Annotated in this window: 22 protein-coding genes; 3 read left to right on the top strand and 19 right to left on the bottom strand. The window is 46.1% G+C overall.

The genetic code is table 11. The features are described 5' to 3' along the window. Positions 1–146, top strand: a 146-nt coding sequence (locus B8880_RS09740) for a transposase (protein WP_208610906.1), incomplete at its 5' end; no start/stop codon positions are given. A gap of 194 nt (positions 147–340) precedes the next feature. On the opposite strand, the gene araD is transcribed toward B8880_RS09740, so the two are convergent. The 8 genes from araD to yiaK all read right to left on the bottom strand — a co-directional run bounded on the left by araD (position 341) and on the right by yiaK (position 7813). After that, the gene (araD, locus tag B8880_RS09735) at positions 341–1036 is read right to left on the bottom strand and encodes an L-ribulose-5-phosphate 4-epimerase (RefSeq protein ID WP_084257424.1); all 696 of its coding nucleotides are present in this window, start codon (positions 1034–1036) and stop codon (positions 341–343) included. Further along, positions 1030–1890 (bottom strand): L-ribulose-5-phosphate 3-epimerase, encoded by an 861-nt coding sequence (locus B8880_RS09730; protein ID WP_084257423.1) that lies wholly within the window; start codon positions 1888–1890, stop codon positions 1030–1032. The genes araD and B8880_RS09730 overlap by 7 nt, the downstream gene beginning before the upstream one ends. 50 nt (positions 1891–1940) lie before the next feature. Further along, positions 1941–3425 carry an FGGY-family carbohydrate kinase gene (locus tag B8880_RS09725; RefSeq protein WP_084257422.1) on the bottom strand — a complete coding sequence of 495 codons (1485 nt, stop codon included), beginning with the start codon at positions 3423–3425 and terminating at the stop codon, positions 1941–1943. A 120-nt stretch (positions 3426–3545) separates the two neighbouring features. Further along, entirely contained in the window at positions 3546–4523 is a 978-nt protein-coding gene (locus B8880_RS09720) for a TRAP transporter substrate-binding protein (protein ID WP_084257421.1), read from the bottom strand. A gap of 28 nt (positions 4524–4551) precedes the next feature. Beyond that, entirely contained in the window at positions 4552–5832 is a 1281-nt protein-coding gene (locus B8880_RS09715) for a TRAP transporter large permease subunit (RefSeq protein WP_084257420.1), read from the bottom strand. Next, positions 5829–6311, bottom strand: a complete 483-nt coding sequence (locus B8880_RS09710; protein ID WP_084257419.1) for a TRAP transporter small permease — start codon at positions 6309–6311, stop codon at positions 5829–5831. The genes B8880_RS09715 and B8880_RS09710 overlap by 4 nt, the downstream gene beginning before the upstream one ends. A 23-nt stretch (positions 6312–6334) precedes the next feature. Continuing rightward, positions 6335–6799 carry a NanQ anomerase/TabA/YiaL family protein gene (locus tag B8880_RS09705; protein WP_084257418.1) on the bottom strand — a complete coding sequence of 155 codons (465 nt, stop codon included), beginning with the start codon at positions 6797–6799 and terminating at the stop codon, positions 6335–6337. A 15-nt stretch (positions 6800–6814) separates the two neighbouring features. After that, positions 6815–7813, bottom strand: a complete 999-nt coding sequence (gene yiaK, locus B8880_RS09700; protein ID WP_084257417.1) for a 3-dehydro-L-gulonate 2-dehydrogenase — start codon at positions 7811–7813, stop codon at positions 6815–6817. A 229-nt stretch (positions 7814–8042) separates the two neighbouring features. Between yiaK and B8880_RS09695 the strand changes: the two genes are divergently transcribed. Next, entirely contained in the window at positions 8043–8849 is an 807-nt protein-coding gene (locus B8880_RS09695) for an IclR family transcriptional regulator (protein ID WP_084257416.1), read from the top strand. A gap of 13 nt (positions 8850–8862) precedes the next feature. On the opposite strand, the gene B8880_RS09690 is transcribed toward B8880_RS09695, so the two are convergent. The 11 genes from B8880_RS09690 to thrS all read right to left on the bottom strand — a co-directional run bounded on the left by B8880_RS09690 (position 8863) and on the right by thrS (position 18520). Then, positions 8863–9831 (bottom strand): AEC family transporter, encoded by a 969-nt coding sequence (locus B8880_RS09690; protein ID WP_084257415.1) that lies wholly within the window; start codon positions 9829–9831, stop codon positions 8863–8865. A 9-nt stretch (positions 9832–9840) separates the two neighbouring features. Then, on the bottom strand, positions 9841–11484 hold the full coding sequence (locus B8880_RS09685; RefSeq protein WP_084257414.1) for a malolactic enzyme: 1644 nt from the start codon (positions 11482–11484) through the stop codon (positions 9841–9843). Between the two features lie 217 nt (positions 11485–11701). Further along, positions 11702–12046, bottom strand: a complete 345-nt coding sequence (grxD, locus tag B8880_RS09680) for a Grx4 family monothiol glutaredoxin (protein ID WP_084257413.1) — start codon at positions 12044–12046, stop codon at positions 11702–11704. A 124-nt stretch (positions 12047–12170) separates the two neighbouring features. Next, complete coding sequence (locus B8880_RS09675) at positions 12171–12953, bottom strand: TPM domain-containing protein (RefSeq protein ID WP_084257412.1); 783 nt, start codon at positions 12951–12953, stop codon at positions 12171–12173. Further along, entirely contained in the window at positions 12950–13405 is a 456-nt protein-coding gene (locus B8880_RS09670) for a TPM domain-containing protein (protein WP_084257411.1), read from the bottom strand. The genes B8880_RS09675 and B8880_RS09670 overlap by 4 nt, the downstream gene beginning before the upstream one ends. Before the next feature lie 57 nt (positions 13406–13462). Further along, positions 13463–14044, bottom strand: coding sequence for a LemA family protein (locus B8880_RS09665; RefSeq protein ID WP_084257410.1), 582 nt, complete (start codon positions 14042–14044; stop codon positions 13463–13465). 194 nt (positions 14045–14238) lie between these two features. Next, entirely contained in the window at positions 14239–14595 is a 357-nt protein-coding gene (gene rplT, locus B8880_RS09660) for a 50S ribosomal protein L20 (protein ID WP_084257409.1), read from the bottom strand. Positions 14596–14635: 40 nt separating this feature from the next. Beyond that, entirely contained in the window at positions 14636–14833 is a 198-nt protein-coding gene (gene rpmI, locus B8880_RS09655) for a 50S ribosomal protein L35 (protein WP_034613912.1), read from the bottom strand. 101 nt (positions 14834–14934) lie between these two features. Further along, complete coding sequence (gene infC / locus B8880_RS09650) at positions 14935–15432, bottom strand: translation initiation factor IF-3 (RefSeq protein WP_279626860.1); 498 nt, start codon at positions 15430–15432, stop codon at positions 14935–14937. A 247-nt stretch (positions 15433–15679) separates the two neighbouring features. Next, the gene (locus B8880_RS09645) at positions 15680–16015 is read right to left on the bottom strand and encodes a helix-turn-helix domain-containing protein (RefSeq protein WP_084257407.1); all 336 of its coding nucleotides are present in this window, start codon (positions 16013–16015) and stop codon (positions 15680–15682) included. 573 nt (positions 16016–16588) lie between these two features. Next, a complete protein-coding gene (gene thrS, locus B8880_RS09635; RefSeq protein ID WP_084257406.1) occupies positions 16589–18520 on the bottom strand; it encodes a threonine--tRNA ligase in 1932 nt (643 codons plus the stop codon). A 264-nt stretch (positions 18521–18784) separates the two neighbouring features. On the opposite strand from thrS, the gene B8880_RS09630 reads away from it, so the two are divergent. Continuing rightward, the coding region (locus tag B8880_RS09630; protein ID WP_143933429.1) for a transposase family protein at positions 18785–18962 on the top strand (178 nt) is incomplete at its 3' end.

Raw genomic sequence — 18962 nt, 5'->3', positions numbered from 1 at the left:
GACATTTTTGGGCAAAGGGTTATTATGTAAGTACAGTGGGTTTAAATACAAAAGTGGTAGAGGAATATATCAGGAATCAGGAAAAAGAAGACATGATTCAAGATAATTTATCGAAGAAAGAATATGTGGACCCCTTTAAGGGGTAAGCCACAGAGTTATTGTGCAGTTGTCAGTCTTTTCACATGCCTCTTGAGGGGCATGTGAAGTACTAGGCCCTTATAGGGTAGCCGAAAAACCGCACGTTTCACGTGCGGATTGTTATTTTACCCTTTGTTCTAATACAAAAAATCCGGCTGTCTGCCGGATTTTAATTCAGGCCGCACTTTGCAGTCGGATATGATTATTGCCCGTAATAGGCATTTTTACCGTGTTTGCGCAGATAGTGCTTATCCAGCAAAGTTTGTTGCATACTCTCCGCTGTCGGGTTCAACTGATAAGTAAACAGATTCATATAAGCAATCTCTTCCAGCACCACCGCATTATGCACTGCATTGTGCGGATCGCTGCCCCAAGCAAAAGGCCCGTGCGAATGTACCAACACCGCCGGAATATCTTTGGCTTTAATGCCACGGGTGGCAAACGTCTCGACAATCACTTTACCGGTTTCCAACTCATATTCGCCTTGGATTTCTTCGTCGGTCATCAAACGGGTGCACGGGATAGAGCCGTAAAAATAGTCTGCGTGAGTCGTGCCTAATGCCGCCAAATCATGCCCTGCCTGTGCCCAAGTGGTAGCATGGCGGGAATGGGTGTGTACAATCCCGCCGATGTCCGGGAATTGACGGTACAATTCCAAATGGGTCGGCGTATCGGAAGACGGTTTTTTACTGCCCTCCACCACTGCACCGCTATGCAGATCCACTACCACCATGTCATCTGCGGTCATCACATCATATTCGACACCGGACGGCTTGATGACCACCAACCCTTTTTCGCGATCGATACCGCTGACATTGCCCCAAGTGAACGTCACCAATCCATATTTTGGCAGATCCAAATTCGCTTCAAAAACCTGTTGTTTCAATTTTTTTAACATACAAAATTCCCTTCTTTCATTTTATTTTCGATCCAACGGCGTGCGTTGATAATTTCCATAATCGGCTCGTCTGATTTTTCCGTCCACATTTCAATCAGGAAAGCACCGCGATAATTCAAACGCTGCAAGGTTTCAAATACCTTAACAAAATCCACGCAACCTTCACCGAACGGCACGTCACGGAACTGACCTTTGCAGGTATCCGTTACTGCATAAGTATCCTTTAAGTGAATTGCGGCGATACGATCAATGCCCAACTCCAGCTCTTTCGTAACATCATTGCCCCAAGCGGATAAGTTGCCGACGTCCGGATAAACGGTGAACCACGGCGAAGCGAGCAGCTGATCCCACTGTTTCCATTTGGTGATCGAGTTCATAAATTCGGTGTCCATAATTTCGACCGCCAACATCACTTGCGAACTGGCCGCTTTTTCCACCGCCCACTGCATACCCTCGATAAAGCGCTGTAATGTGCCTTCGTCCTGCTCTTCATAATAGACATCATAGCCCGCCAATTGAATGGTACGAATGCCGATATCACTTGCCAGTTGAATCGCTTTTTCCATAATCGCATAGGCTTCGGACCGCACTTTTTCATCATGGCTGCCGAACGGAAAACGGCGGTGACCGGATAAGCACATCGACGGAATCGTGATTCCGGTTGCCAAGATCGCTTGCACGATTTCCAGACGCTGCGCTTTGCTCCAATCCAAACGAGCCAGACGTTCATCGGTTTCATCAATTGAAATCTCAACAAAATCAAACCCGCAGGCTTTGGCAATGGATAAACGATCCTGCCAGCTTAAATTTTTGGGTAAGGCTTTTTCATAGATACCCAATTTATGTTTTCTCATTCATTACCTCTTTTACTATCAAAATCAAAACAAATCATAAAATATCAAATTCAATCATTACAATGATTATTAAAATGCTTCAGACTTTCAAGTAATAATTTATATTTTTTATATTTATTTTGATATTTATCATAGACCGTCGAATCGGGTTCAATCCGTTTCATTTGCGCACTGACAACGTGTTGCGCTTGTTTGCTGTCGCTAAAGACCTGATTGCCGACCATCGCCATTAATGCCGCGCCCAAACAGCCGGTCTCTTCAATTTGCGGAATTTCAATCGGCAAGCCGGTTAAATCCGCCAAAATCTGCATCCAGACCGGCGAACGTGCCGGTCCGCCGGTTACGCGAATGACGGAGGTTTTTGGAAAACGTTGCAGCATTCGTTCCAGATGGTATGCCAGACTGAAAATCACCCCTTCGTAAATGGCTTGCCATAAGTGGTCTTGGGTATGCAGTGATTGCAATCCGTAAAAACCGGCTTGCATACCTAAACCGGCATTTGAACCATATAAAAACGGCACGAATAACACGCTGCTTTCCGCTTTCGGTAAGGCGGCGACCGCTTGGTTAATGGCATTGTAATCATTGACATTCCACTGTTTGGTAAACCATTCCAAATTCGCCGCCGACGTCGGACTGGCTTCGTGCACGATAAACTCGCCTTGTTGCGCATGCCGTCCATAAACAAAAGGCAATGCTTGCGAGTCATCAATATGATTGGTAATGCCGCTCACCACAGACCAAGTGCCGAGTACCGCATTCAGTTTGCTTTCGTCGTCCAAACCGGCACAAAGTGCGGTTGACACCACATCAAACAAGCCACCGACAACCGCCGTACCGGCTTTTAAGCCCGTTTGTTTTGCCGCTTGTTCGGTAATATAACCGGCAATTTGCGACGAACCCACAATCGGTGGCAATGCCGGCATAATATCGTCAATGCCTAATAATTGCGCTAATTTCGGGTCATATTGCCCCGTTTGCATATTGTATAAGTTGGATTCGGAAATATTGGTCTCTTCGCAGGCAATTTCACCGGTCAGACAAAAACGCAAATAATCGTGCGTCATCAATACACTGCCGATTTGCGCGTAACGTTCCGGTTCATGCTCTTTCAACCACCGCAGAATCGAGACCGGATGTCCTGTCCACAAGGTTTGTCGGGTTAAGGGATATAAGGTTTGCGGAATGCCGTCCGCCTGCCACTGTTTCACAATGTCCAACGCACGCTGATCGGCAGAAATAATGCCGTAGCCCAGCGGTTGTTTCTGTTTGTCTAATAAATACAAGCCTTTGCCTTGCGCTGAAATACCTACGCCTTTAATCGCTTCCGCCGCAATCTTTGCCGACTGAATCGCACCGGCAATCACCTCGGCGCAAGCTGCCCAAAGTGCGGTCAGATTGCGCTCCGCCCAGCCCGGTTTGGCATTGATAATGGTTAAATTCTGGCGAAAATTGCCATATTCCTTACCCTTGCTATCATAAATCGCCGCTTTGATAAACGTGCCGCCGCAATCGATTCCCAACCAAAAATCCATATTTTCCCCTTACTGCATTGTATCTGATAGATTATTGTCTAAATACTCGCTGAGTATGCAGGCAATAAGCCATGCGACAAAAAGCAGGTTATGCCAAGACATAACCTGCCGATGACAATATTATTCTGCTAACGCATCAACTTGTTTGATCAAGGTGTCACCGTTACGCTCGATAAAATACTGGCGAACCGGTTGCTCTACAATATCACGGAACGGTTTAGTATCAACTTGTTCAACAATTTCCATACCGGCTTTACGGAATTTATCCAGAATATCCGCTTCGTTTGTGGCATTCAACTCGCGCTGATAAGCACCGGCTTCTTTTGCCGCATCTAAGATCGCTTGTTGCACTTCCGGTGAAAACGATTCGAATTTTTTCTTGTTCATCACCACCAATAACGGGGTGTAACCGTGATTGGTCAAACTCAAATGTTTTTGCACTTCGTACAATTTAGTTGACCACACAATACCGATCGGGTGTTCCTGCGCATCGACGGCACGGGTTTCAAGTGCGGTATACAGCTCAGACAACGGCATTGGCACCGGATTGCCGCCTAACAATTTAAAGGCTTCAACGTACATTGGGTTTTGGTTAGTCCGGATTTTCAACCCTTTCACATCATCAGGTCCATTGACCGGATGTTTCGAGTTGGTGATAGAGCGGAAACCCACTTCCCAGAATGCCAAGCCTTTCAGATCTTTTTCTTCCAACTCTTTCAGCAAGCCTTGTCCGATTTCACCGTCCAACACACGGTAAGCATGCGCTTTGTCACGGAAAATAAACGGAATGTCGATCACATTCAAGTTGGAAACCAAACCGCTGAAGTTTGGCGAACCGGACATTTCGATGTCAATGGTTCCGCCGCGCACTGCGCTGATCATGGTTTGTGCATTACCTAAGGTGCTGTCCGGGAACAGCGATAATTTCAGTTCGCCGTTGGTTTTTTCTTTCAATAACTCATCAAATTTTTTGGCTGCGGCATGTTGTGTATCGCTACGCGGCGCCTCATAGCCAAAGCGTAGGGAAGTTGCCGCTTGTGCGCTCACGGTCGCTGCGGCCAAGGTTAAACCGGTTAAAAGTGCGGTTAATTTTTTCATACTGTTCTCCTAAAAGTTAAAGTAAGGGTTAAGGTTGTAACCAACTTAACGGTGTTAAAATTAATGCTGGAAAGAAAATAAACACAAACAATAGTGCCATTAACATGAACAAATACGGCAGAATGCCTTTTGCCGCCTGATCAAACGGCAGTTTTGAGACGCCGGTGATCACATTCAATACATTGCCAATAGGCGGGGTGATCAAACCGATCGAGGTATTTAAAATAAACAGCACCCCGAAATACACCGGATCAATGCCCGCTTCCTCAACCAACGGCATCAGTACCGGTGTTAAAATCAATACGGTCGGGGTCAAATCCATCACCATACCGATGATAAACACCGCAATCATAATGACGATTAGCAACAAGGTCGGCGAATCGATTAACGGCTCTAACAGCTCGGTGATCATCTGCGGCAATTCGGCAACGGTGATTAACCAACCCGACACCTGCGCCGCCGCCACCAACAGCATCACAACCGCAGTGGTTTTACCTGCTGCCAAGAGTACACTATACAATTGTGTAATTTTTAATTCACGGTAAATAAACATCGACACTAAAAGGGCATAAAATGCAGCCACCGCACCGGCTTCGGTCGGCGTGAAAATCCCAAGGCGGAAACCGCCAATGATGATCACCGGCAACATCAAAGCCCACACGCTGTTTTTAAACGAAATGCACAGCTCTTGTTTCGTCGCTTTCGAGAAGGTCATCAGATTCAAGCGTTTTGACTGCCAAGACCACAATGCCGCCAAACAACAGCCCATCAAAATGCCCGGAAAAATTCCTGCCATAAACAGTTTGGTGATGGAAACGCCGCTGGCAACCCCGAAGATAATAAACGGAATGGAAGGTGGAATGATTGGTGCGATAATCCCTGCGGCACCGATTAAACCGGCGGAACGCTCGACCGGATAGCCGGTGGTTTTCATCATCGGAATCAACATCGCCGCCACCGCCGCGGTATCCGCCACCGCCGAACCGGACAAGCTCGCCATAATCATCGCGGCAATAATCGCCACAAAGCCCAAGCCGCCGCGTTTATGTCCGACCAGTTTCATCGGCAGATCAATGATCCGTTTCGACAAGCCGCCAACGTTCATGATTTCGCCGGCTAAAATGAAAAACGGAATCGCTAACAGCGAAAAGCTATCGGCACCGCTGACCAAATTCTGCGCTAAAATCTGGGCATCAAATAAATCCAAATGGAACATCAGCGCAACGGCACAGACAATCAGGGAAAAGGCAACCGGAATCCCTAGAGCAATCGAGCCTAACAAGACACCGAGAAAAATAACAATCGTCATGACAATTCTCCTTGTTTAAGCTGAATCACGGAACCGCCCAAGCGAACCAGCAGCAAAACCCCGATCAACGCACTCATAATCACACTCGCCAGAAAATTCACACCGGTCGGGATACCGGAAATTGGCGCGTAATTACTCATATTCAACTCCATTTGCGCATAACTGCCGATAAAAATCAGATAGCAGCAATACAGCATAACGCCGTCGGTAAAAATAGACAGAATCTTCCGTTTTAACGGAGAGAGTTTGTCCGGCAGAACCGTCACGCTCACATGGCCATTTTCCTTGAACATCAAAATCGCACCCAAAAACGTGACCCAAACAAACAAATAACGCGATAATTCTTCAGCAATGGTGATACTGGTATTACCCGCATATCTTAAAACAACGTTGGTAAAAACCATGCACGCCATGACCGCCAACATTGAAACCACTAAAATTTCTAAGATTTTACTGGTGTAAAAAATAACTCGATTCATACGAACCTCTAAATCTCAGTATATTACAGTTCACTGACCGCAATTTTCACCACGACTTTACGAATCTTGCTGCTACTACCGTCAATACACGCCGGACGGTGAACATCGCTCGGAAAAAACACGGCAAAATTGCCCGGACGCATCACAAGCTCGGACTCATCGGCGGCACTTTGATAAAACAAAATATCTCGTGCCGGATCATAGTCTTTTGCAATCGGGTTGTTGCCCAAATCAATTGCCACACCGATACGCTCATAACCGGAATGCAGATATTGCACATCAAGATAATTGCGGTGAACTTCAGGTAAAATCTCCGCTTTATCTTGCGTGACCAAATCAAGCACTTGTGCGTAGATCAACTCCCCTTTGATCGGGTAGCGTCCTGCTGCCAGTTGGTTAAAATCGGTATTTTTGAGGAACTCAAGTGCGGTTTGTACCGCACTTGGATAATGCTTTGCCTCAAGATTAGAAAGATGACCGAAAAACATGCTGTTACCTCATGACTATAATGATTTCAATTTAGCCCAGACGGTGTCGTCAACCGGAATGCCGTTGGCTTGGTTGTCCGCCAGAATGGTGGTGAACTCATGTCCTGGCAACCGCACTTCCACATTCGGATCAGCACGTTCTGCCGTTCTGACATAATCCATAATGCGTTGCAGTTTTTCATCTTTGGTTTTGCCGTCGATCAAACGATCGATTTCAATTGCAATAAACACCTGAGAAACACAGTATTCATCATCTTTTTCCTCGGTGACTTCGGCAACCGACAAACCGTTGGATAACAACGTAGCGATCATATCCAGCACAATCGATAGACCCGATCCTTTCCAGTAGCCCATTGGTAACAGGCGGCGATTTTTTTCAATCGTTGCAGGATCTTTGGTCAGATTGCCGTCATCATCAAAACCGGCATCGACAAACGTTTGACGGCCAGCCAAGCGATTCACTTCCAACATGCCGTAGGAATACATCGAGCAAGACATATCCACCATGGTAATCGGGTTACTTGGAATCGCAATGATCAACGGGTTGGTTCCGATCCGGCACTCTTTCGCGCCCCACGGCGGCATAACCGCCAGCGCATTGGTCCAGCAAATACCGATATAGCCTTTTTCTGCCGCTTGCCAGCCATAACCGCCGCCACGCATCCAGTGGTTGGCGTTTTTCAGCGCTACTACCCCGATGCCATGCTGATCCGCCAATACCATCGCGCGATCCATCATGTCTTTCGCAGTGAGATTACCGATTGCCTGATGGGCATCCCATTGTTCAATCGCCCCTAACGACAACACTTTAGTCGGCACTGCCGTCGGATCGATATCGCCTTTTTCCAGCTGTTGGATAAAACGCGGGAAACGGTTTACCCCGTGCGAATACGCCCCTGCTTGGGTGGTGTCGGCAAACAATGTTGCGCAGGCTTCCGCCGTTTCTTCCACCACGCCGCGCGCCAACAGAACACGTTTAAACTCTTGTTTTAATTCACTGTAACTTACTCTCATAATAGCCTCTGCCCTTGTTTTAAATTTCATATAGTGAAATGATGTTTCATATATTGTATTATTTTAAAAAATTAATCAAATTTAATTTTAAATAAATTTACTTATAAATCAATGCGTTATGTTTTTTTATCAATATTGTGATCAGTGTCCCATTTTTGATAATCAAGTCATTGATCTATTCGGCAAGAACAGGAAATAATAAAATACAAAAGTATTAACGGGGAAAAAGATGTCCAAGAGTGCGGAAACAGAAAACAAAAAATCAATCAGCAACCAAAGTTTAGTGAAGGGGCTTTCGCTGCTCGAAATTCTCAGCAATTTTCCGAATGGTTGCCCTTTGGCGAAACTGGCAGAATTATCCGGATTGAATAAAAGTACGACTCATCGAATGCTGCAAAGTTTGCAATCTTGCGGCTTTGTGAAACCGACCAACACCATGGGGACTTATCGCTTGACCACAAAGTGTCTGGCCATCGGGCAAAAAACACTGTCGTCATTAAATATCATTAATATTGCCGCCCCTTTGCTGGAAGAATTAAACCTCGAAATCGGCGAAACCGTTAATTTTTCACTGCGGGAAAACAGCCATGCCATCATGATCTACAAGCTGGAGCCGACCATGGGCATGATGCGAACCCGCTCTTATATCGGGCAACATCTACAGCTTTACTGCTCGGCGATGGGAAAAATTTTTATGGCGTATGATCAGCATGATTATCTGCCGCTTTATTGGAAAAACAATCAAGATAAAATTGAAAAGCTCACCTGCAATACGATTACCACGTTGGAAGATATGCGAAAAGAGTTGACCGATATTCGCGCAAACGGCTTTGCCATGGACGCGGAAGAGAACGAACTTGGGGTAAGTTGTATCGCCTGCCCTATTTTCGATATTAACGGAAAAGTGATCTACTCGGTATCCATTTCACTCTCCACCGCACGCCTTAACCAAATCGGTAAAACCGCACTATTGCTTTCACTCAAAAAAACCGCTAACGCGATCTCCAATGAGTTAGGTTCAGCAGTTCAAATTTAGGCGCTGTAACATATTAAGCTATCAGCGGTAGCAAGCTGTTGACGATCGGAATAATGATCACAAACAGCAAGGTGCTGGCGGTCACCACATTGGTGGCGTATTCCACATCGCCGTTGGCGGCATGTGCCAAAATCGGCAACACTGCCAACGCCGGTACGGCGGATTGTACAATCAACGTATGTGCTTCTATGCTCGGTAATGTGCCGAGCGTACCGCCGCTGAACAGCAGCAAAGTGACGGTAATCGCCGGCATAACCACAAAACGCCCGATAAGTGCGGCACTAGCATCTTTATCAAAATGGATACTTTTCAAACCGGCATCGGACAACACAATACCGACATAAATCAGTGCCAATGGCGTAACCAATTCGCCGACATAACCCAAAGTCGAGTTGAGAAAACTTGGCACTTGAACGTTCGCCAACAAGAAAACAAACGCCAACAGCGCACCGATAATCGGCGGCGTCAACAATTTTTTCCAATCAAAACCGCGCTTTTGGCTATCTGCGCTTACAGTCGGGTCATCATTGGCGATCAGCCACGCGCCAAGCGTCCAAGTCGATAAGGTATTGACCACATAACACACCAGAAAATACGGCATGCTAAGCTCGCCGAATAACGCTACGTTTAACGGTAAACCGATAAAAATCGTATTGGCATTCACAATCACATTAATAAATACGCCGCACCGCCCGCGTCGAACGTTGAGCAGTTTGACCATTAAAAACGCAACCAAATAGCCCAGCACTGTCGCCAGTGCGAAATAGGCCAAGCCGTCCGATAGTGAAAACAGAGTATCACGGGTTAAATATTTCAAAATTGAAACAAAAATCCCTGCCGGTAGCGCAATATTCAGAATCAGCTTGGAAATATTGCCGCCGAAGCTGTCAGCAAACCAGCCTGCCCGCCGCAGATAAAAACCCAATGCGATAATGAATAAAATCGGTAAGGTGCTTTCAATTGAAGTAAAAAAACCCGTCATAATCTTCACCTATTCGTCAGTGAATGCGCCGTACTGCGGCAGCCATTTCAATTGATCAATCGCCTGCCCGATATCAGCAATCGGCTGTCTATTCAGTTTTTGATCGACCGCACTTTGCGCTACTGCGGTTGCGACGGTTTTTGAGAACTCGGTCAATTTTGACACCGGTGGCAATACCGCTGCACCGGCTTGGCTTGGATCAACCAATCCACCCAACGAATGCGCCGCTTTGGAAATCATGGTGTCATTTAAAATCCGCGCCGTCGATGCCAACACGCCCAAGCCCAAACCCGGATAAATCAAGGCGTTATTGGCTTGTCCGATCTCATAGGTCACGCCGTTTAACGTCACTGGATCGGTCGGAATACCGGTGGCGACCAATGCTTTGCCGTCTGTCCACGTCAGCAAATCTTTCGCCGTCGCTTCCGCCAATTCGGTCGGGTTACTCAGTGGGAAAATAATCGGACGTTCGGTGTGCGCCGCCATTTCTTTGACTATGCTTTCGGTAAATGCACCACCTTGAGTTGACGTACCGACCAAAATTGTCGGCCGTACCGCTTTGACCGCCGCTTCCAACGTAGTTAATTGTTCACTGTTGGCAAACTCGGTGCGTTTGCGCGCGAACGGGCGCTGTTCCGGCGTCAAGTCGTCCATGTCGTCGAACAGCAAGCCCTGCACGTCAACCATATAGAATTTGGCACGGGCTTGTGCTTCGCTTAAACCGTGTTGCAGCATTTCCTGATAAATGCGATTGGTGATCCCCGCCCCTGCGCTGCCGGCACCGAAACACATATACACCTGATCGGTGATATTTTGCTTGCTGATATTCAGTGCGCCCAAGATCCCTGCCAGCGAGATAATCCCCGTACCTTGAATATCGTCATTAAAGGTCGCGATTTTATCGCGGTATTTATTCAAAATAGTCGCCGCATTGGAACGTCCGAAATCTTCCCAGTGCAAATACAGTTTCGGGAATAAGGTTTCGGCGGCTTGCACGAATTGATCGACAAACGCATAATAACGCTCGCCGCGCACCCGCTGGTGACGGTTGCCTAAATACAGCGGATCATTCAGCAGCTGCTCGCGGTTAGTGCCCACGTCCAACACCACCGGCAAAATCGTATTCGGGTTAATGCCAGCGGCTGCGGTGTAAACCATCAATTTACCGACGGAAATATCCACGCCATTGACACCCCAATCACCGATACCCAAAATGCCTTCGGCATCGGTCACCACGATCAAATTAATTTCTCTGCCGTTTGCCGCATTTTTTAAGCTTTCTTCGATATTTTGCGCCTCGTTAATCGACAGATAAGCCGCATATTGCGGATCGACAAACAGTTCGTCATAGCGTTCGATAGATTCGGCGATAACCGGATCGTAAACAATCGGCATAAATTCAACCACATGTTTGTTGAACAAGTGATAGAACAACGTACGGTTGGTATTAAAAATTTCCATTAAAAAATGACGTTTTTCAATCGGTGACGCTTTTTTGCCGAATTGGGCATAAGCCTGCGCCGCCTGCTCGTCAATGGTCTGAACGCAAGGCGGCATCAAACCGGTTAAACCGAGCTTTTTGCGTTCTTCCGGCGTGAAAGCCGTGCCTTTATTGAGAAACGGATCGTTTAAAACATCATGGGATCTTTTCATTTTGCGGTCCTTTTGAAAAATAGGTAGAGGCAAAGGGATTTTCCCCGATTGCAGTAGTCGATTGATACTGCTGATTATTCAACCAGTTTTGTTATATCATTTGGATAAAAAATAAGTCAACCGCAATTTACAAATATTACAATTGGCGCAAAAAGAAAACCGCACTTTAGCAACGAAAGCTAAAATGCGGTATATGCGGTATAAAAGAGGGAAAAAATCAGGCTTGCTGCTCTTCCGCCGTTGCGTGCTTGGCTGCAACTTCTTTTAACAGCGGCTGCAATTCGCCTTGTTGGAACATTTCCATCACGATGTCGCAGCCGCCGATCAATTCGCCTTCCACCCACAGTTGCGGAAAGGTCGGCCAATTGGCGTATTTAGGCAATTCGGCGCGAATATCCGGATTTTGCAGAATATCCACATAGCCGAACGGCACTTGGCAATGAATCAAGGCTTCCACCGTTCTTGCCGAAAAGCCGCAAGACGGGAATTTCGGCGAGCCTTTCATATACAGAAGGATCGGGTTTTCGCTGATTTGTTGTTTGATTTTGTCTAATGTTTCCATAATGACCTCAATAAAAGCCTTGATAAAAAAGCAGGAAATCCCCTGCTCGTTAATAAATTGTAGACGGATTGTATCACAGCACAAGCCGAACTCAATAAGCGGAACGGAATTTACCTCTTATCAGTTACCAACTGCCGCCGGCGCCACCACCTCCGGAGCTACCGCCACCGAAACCGCCGCCTCCGCCGCCAAAACCGCCCCCGCCACCGAAGCCGCCGCCAAATCCTCCGTTATTACGGTTACTGCGGCGACGGATAACTTGTCCGTTGCGTCCGATGGTGTGATTATTGGTCGGCGTAACATAACTGTCATTGAAGCGCCCAAAGACCACAAACAGGAAGAAGATCAGCATGAAAACCAGAGGGAGCCAATCCAGTTCGCTATCTCGTTCCACCGCTTGCGGCGCATATTCGCCTTTGCTGGCAGCAATAATCGCATCAAGTCCGTTATTGATCCCTTGATAATAATTATTCTGTTTAAAGTGCGGTGTAATTTCGTGACGGATTAACTGCGATAGCATCGCGTCAGGCAATGCACCTTCCAGCCCCTGCCCCGGTGCAATAAAAATCTTGCGATCATTGAGCGCAATCAACATTAATACGCCGTTATTCAGCCCTTTACGTCCAATGCCCCACTTGTCCACCAAAGCAAAGGCAAACTCGGCAATTTCGTTATCGCCTAGCGTTGGCAAAATCACCAACGCAATTTGCGAGCTGGTTTCTTTAGCGTAGCTTGCCAGCTTATTCTCCAACGCATTCTGCTGGGCAGCGCTCAACACATTGGTGTAGTCGCTGACATAACGGAACGGATTCGGCGACGGTGGTAATTCGACCGCCTGTACACTCAAGCTGAAAAACAAGCAAAGTGCGGTCAGAAAATGCGGCAAACGTGAAAATAACCATTTCATCGGATAATCACCTCGTTCGGCAGTTCATCGACATCATCTTCTTGCCGAGGAAAATGAAGCGAGAGTTTTTCTGCCAGCAGGTATAAAGCGGCAATAATGCCTTTGGTCAAATTGCCCTGTGCCGCCTGTGCGGTGATCACATCACAGCAGCGTTGCCAAAACTCGTCATTCACAAACTGATGAATACCGCTGTCGCCAATCACCGCACAACTGCGCTGTTTCAGGGCGACATAAATCAGCACGCCATTATTTGCCGCCGTTTGCTGCATTTCCAACTTGGCAAAAACCTGCTCGGCACGGGCGACGATCGGCGTTGACTGATCCGACAAGCCTTTCAACTTGGCATTTTTTTCAATATAGACCCGCACCTCGGCAGAGGTTTGCAACTCCAACTGGTGAATCGACGACTCGACCAACTTAGTGTCTATCGCTGATTTTGCAAATAATGGCATTAGATACCGCTCTTTTAATCAAGGTGAATAAAACCGACGCGTTATTAACGTTGAGCGTTAATTAAAATTAACCGTCGGTGCGTTTTGCGAACCTTCCGCCGCTTGGAAGTACGGTTTCTCTTTGAAGCCGAAAATCATCGCCGCAAACTTAGTCGGAAACTGACGGACATAGCTGTTATAAGTGCGCGCCGCCGCATTGAAATCGTTACGCGCTTTGTTAATCCGGTTTTCTGTGCCTTCCAATTGCGCTTGCAAATTCATAAAGCCTTCATGGGCTTTCAATTCAGGATAACGCTCCACCGTCACCAACAAACGCGACAAGGCGGAACCGACCGAATTTTGTTCTTGCTGGAACTGATTCAATTGTTCCTGCGTCATGTTGCTCGGATCAATTTTGGTTTGTGATGCCTTGGCACGCGCTTCGATCACGCCGGTTAAGGTATCACGCTCAAAATTCGCCTGTCCTTGCACGGTATTGACGATATTCGGAATCAAATCGGCACGGCGCTGATATGATGATTCGACATTCGCCCACACCGAATCGATTTCTTCTTCCGCACGCACCAAGCCATTGTAGCTGCTCATTAAAGTCACACCGGCAATCACGGCAACAATAATAATCGCAATCCATTTTTTCATGATAATTTCCTGTAAAAAGGTTTATAACACATTACTTAAGTTAAATAATGCAAGAACGTTGTTTAAAAAACGAGTTATTGTCCAAGAAATGTTATGAAATTGCAAATTTCTTTATCAATTTTAGGCAAGAGAAATGAATAAGGGGCAACAAAAAGGGAGCCTCGGCTCCCTTCTCGTTTTGCAACAGCTTAAAATTAAGCTAGCGCAGATTTTGCTTTTTCAACCAAAGCGGTGAAAGCCACTTTGTCAAATACGGCGATGTCTGCCAAGATCTTACGATCGATTTCAACAGACGCTTTTTTCAAACCGTTGATGAAACGGCTGTATGACAAACCGTTTTGGCGAGCCGCTGCGTTGATACGCGCGATCCACAATTGACGGAATTGACGTTTGCGTTGACGACGGTCACGGTAAGCATATTGACCTGCTTTGATAACCGCTTGGAAAGCAACGCGATACACGCGTGAACGCGCACCATAATAACCTTTAGCAGCCTTAAGAACTTTCTTATGACGAGCTCTGGCAACAACACCACGTTTTACACGGGCCATAGGGATCTCCTTTGATCTATTTTAACTTGAATGAAATGAACTATGCGTACGGCAAGCAGGCTACCACTAATACTTGGTCGGCTTTCGCTACCATAGATTTGTGGCGTAAATGACGTTTACGTTTAGTCGATTTCTTGGTCAAAATATGACGCAAGTGAGATTGTTTACGCTTAAAACCGCCGGAAGCTGTTTTTTTGAAACGCTTCGCAGCACCGCGTACTGTTTTGATTTTTGGCATAATTGGATTAACTCCGCATTGTATTATTAATAACGATAATTAGGCGAATTAAAAACCGTCGGCACAAACCGACCGCACTTTTAATTACTTGTCGGCACTAATTACTTCTTTTTGGGTGCAAGTACCATCACCATTTGACGGCCTTCCAGTTTAGACGGAGCGGACTCCACCACCGCGATGTCTGCCAGATCGTTTTTAACACGCTCTAACACATCGGCACCGATTTGCTGATGGGCCATTTCACGTCCGCGAAAACGGATTGTGATTTTGGTTTTATCCCCATCTTCCAGAAAGCGAATCAGGCTGCGTAGTTTTACCTGATAGTCGCCTTCGTCTGTACCAGGACGGAATTTAACTTCCTTAACCTGAACAACCTTTTGCTTTTTCTTTTGCTCTTTCGCCGTTTTACTCTTTTCATAGAGGAACTTACCATAGTTCATAATCCGGCATACCGGCGGTTCTGCATTCGGGCTGATTTCAACCAAGTCCAACGCGGCGGCTTCCGCCATCTCCAGCGCTTGTTGAATAGCAACAATCCCTGCTTGTTCGCCTTCTGCATCGATTAAGCGAACTTCTTTCACTTTAATTTCGTCGTTGATACGATTTGGGCGAGTGGTCTGAACTCTTTTTACTGCTTTAATAGTCTTATTCCTCTGGTAATTTAAAGCCGGCTCTTATAATTTTCAGTGAGAGCAATCGAAATTTCTGCCGAAAACGGCAAAAAAGTGGCGTAGATTTTAATGAAAAAAGCAAGGTTATGCAAGGTTTTTTTGAGGATGGCAATACCTTACGCCTCAAACTTTCACGTTTGTTGTCTTTCCGGCAGTTGCTCCTGACAGATCGTGCCTAACCCGCTTTTAATACTTGCAGAAAAGCAACCAAACCGCGTTTTTGTAAAAGTGTCAACTCTTGCCAATGACGGTCAAGTTCATCATGATTCCAATCTGAACCCGACATGCAATCGATAAAAAAATAGCTAATCGGCGTTTGTAAAAAATTGGCGATTCCGACCAAATGCGACACATTGATTTTGTTTGTTCCCCTTTCATAGCGTGAAAGCTGCTGTTGCGAAATATCCAGTAGCTCCGAAAGTTTTTCTGCCGAATAACCGCACTCCTTGCGTTTTTTCTGAATTCGTTTTCCTATCAATCGATCGACTTCCGTAGCCTCTAATTTTGCCATCACTATTTTCCAAGTCTATTTTACTCATCTATAGACTATTTTTTATGATTTTTACACTTGAATGAACTACATTTAGAGTGTAAAATTAATAAAATTTACTCACTTATAGCTATTTAGCCAAAAACACCAGCAATAATATCAAAAATAGGGTGGACAATTTCTCATGCAAAGAATTAAAGAAATATTGATTTGCTTTTTGACACTTGCGCTCCATTCTTTTTATATGATAGCCGGCATCATTTTTCCGATTTACGCCGTTTTCAAAGACATTCAAAATGATCAAATTATGTGGGCAGTCTGTGATTTTATTTTGTTTTTTCCGATCGGTACAATCCGCGGACTCATGTATTTTGCAGGCACTCTTATCCGTAGTTTATACGGCTAAAATAAAGATCTTTAATCTATATACAATAAAATGGCATAGGGGTGGATATAATCCGCCCCTATGCCATTTTATAAAGCCATTTTCTAAATCATTTCGAATACCGCACTTTCAAAGTGCGGTATTATTATAGCCAGACAGCGCCTAAAAAAGGCAAGTCAAACTTGCCTTTTCCCTGTCTAGGTCAAAAATTACGCTTCACCCAGCAACTTCAATTCCCGTTGATAAACCTGTGTTTTCAGGATTTGTACAAATTCATCGACATCGATTGAGCCGAGATCCTGCCCTTTGCGGGTGCGCACGGCGATTTTACCGGCTTCGATTTCTTTGTCGCCGCAAACCAGCATATACGGCACGCGGCGCAGGGTGTGTTCGCGGATTTTGAAACCGATTTTTTCGTTACGCAGATCGGATTTCGCACGCAGACCGGCATCGGACAGTTTTTTCACCACTTGCTGCACATAATCCACTTGCGAATCGGTGATGTTCATCACCACCGCTTGCAGCGGCGCTAACCATGCCGGGAAGAAACCGGCGTATTCTTCGGTGATAATGCCGATGAAACGTTCGATTGAGCCTAAAATCGCGCGGTGGATCATCACCGGCACGCGGCGGTCATTGTCTTCCGCCACATAAGAGGCGTTCAAACGTCCCGGCAAGGCAAAATCTAATTGAATCGTGCCGCACTGCCATTCCCGATCTAAACAATCACGCAAAGCAAATTCGATTTTCGGCCCGTAGAATGCGCCTTCGCCCTCTTGCACCTCATATTCCAATCCGTTATGTTTCAACGCGTTTGCCAAGCCTTCTTCCGCTTTGTCCCAAATCTCATCGGATCCGATACGCGATTCCGGACGGGTAGAAAGTTTGACTTGAATATTGGTGAAACCAAAGGTGCTGTAGATGTCGTACACCATGCGGATACAGGACGTCACTTCGCTTTCGACCTGATCTTCGGTACAGAAAATATGTGCGTCATCTTGGGTGAAACCGCGCACCCGCATTAAGCCGTGCAGCGAGCCGGACGGTTCGTTACGGTGGCAAGAGCCGAATTCCGCCATGCGCAGCGGCAGATCACGGTACGATTTCAAGCCTTGGTTGAAAATCTGAACGTGCCCCGGACAGTTCATCGGTTTAATCGCATATTCACGGTTTTCCGATTGGGTGGTGAACATCAAATCGCCGTAGTTTTGCCAATGACCGGTTTTTTCCCACAATACGCGATCCATCATAAACGGACCTTTCACTTCCTGATAATCGTATTGTTTCAGTTTGGTACGCACGAACGTTTCCAATTCACGGAAAATCGTCCAGCCGTCATTGTGCCAGAACACCATGCCCGGCGCTTCTTCCTGCATATGGTACAGATCCAGCGCTTTGCCGATTTTGCGGTGATCACGTTTTGCCGCCTCTTCCAAACGTTGCAAATAGGCCGCCAGCTGTTTTTTATCCGCCCATGCCGTGCCGTAAATCCGTTGCAGCATTTTGTTATCGCTATTGCCGCGCCAATATGCCCCCGCCACTTTTTGTAATTTGAAGTGGTGGCAGAATTTCATATTCGGCACATGCGGGCCGCGACACATATCAATGTATTCTTGGTGGTGATACAGCGCAGGCGTTGCGGTTTTTTCGATATTTTCGTCTAAAATCGCCAATTTATACACTTCGCCACGGGCTTTAAAGGTGTCGTAAGCCTCTTGCCAGCTCACCACTTTTTTTACCACCTCGTAATCGGTTTTCGCCAGTTCCAGCATTCTTTTTTCGATGGCATCGAGATCGTCTTGGTTCAAAGTGCGGTCAAGATCGACGTCATAGTAAAAACCGTTGTCAATCGTCGGACCGATTGCCATTTTTACATTCGGAAACAGTTGTTTAATGGCGTGTCCCAATAAATGAGCACAAGAATGGCGGATAATTTCCAGCCCGTCTTCATCTTTAGCGGTGATAATTTCCAGTCGGCTGTCTTCGCGAATCACATCGCAAGCATCTTTACGTTCGCCGTTTACACGGCCGGCGATGGTGGCTTTGGCAAGGCCAGCGCCGATATTTTGTGCAACTTCCAACACGGAAACCGGATGGTCGAACTGACGTTGTGAACCGTCAGGCAAGGTAATAATTGGCATAAAATGTCCTTTTACAGTGGTCGCCCATACGCAAGGCGACTTGTTGTTTTAATTAAGAAAAATTGTTTTAAGTAACAAAAAACACGAATAATCCGCTTTTTCGCACCTACTCTGTGCAAAAAAACGCTCAATATTTTAGCATGAAAACAAAATAATTTAATCTTTAATTTAATTCGTGTTTATATTTTGTCCAGGGCAAGATCGCACTTTTCCTCAAAATATGATCTAATAAGCCTTTAATACGTTAAAATACAAGGTAACGTCATGGACTTATTCCGCTTTTTCGGTCAATTGGAAGACCCGCGTAAAGATATCAACCAAAAATATCCTTTTCTTGAAATCATTTTTCTGACCATGAGCGCCGTCATTTCCGGTGCGGAAGGTTGGACGGACATTAAACGGTTCGGGGAATATCATTTGGCGTGGTTGCGTCAATATTTAC

The sequence above is a fragment of the Pasteurella testudinis DSM 23072 genome (genome assembly GCF_900176075.1).
GTDB classification, from domain to species: domain Bacteria; phylum Pseudomonadota; class Gammaproteobacteria; order Enterobacterales; family Pasteurellaceae; genus Chelonobacter; species Chelonobacter testudinis.
Note: the sequence above shows the minus strand (reverse complement) of the source record. Positions and strands in the feature narration are given on the sequence as shown.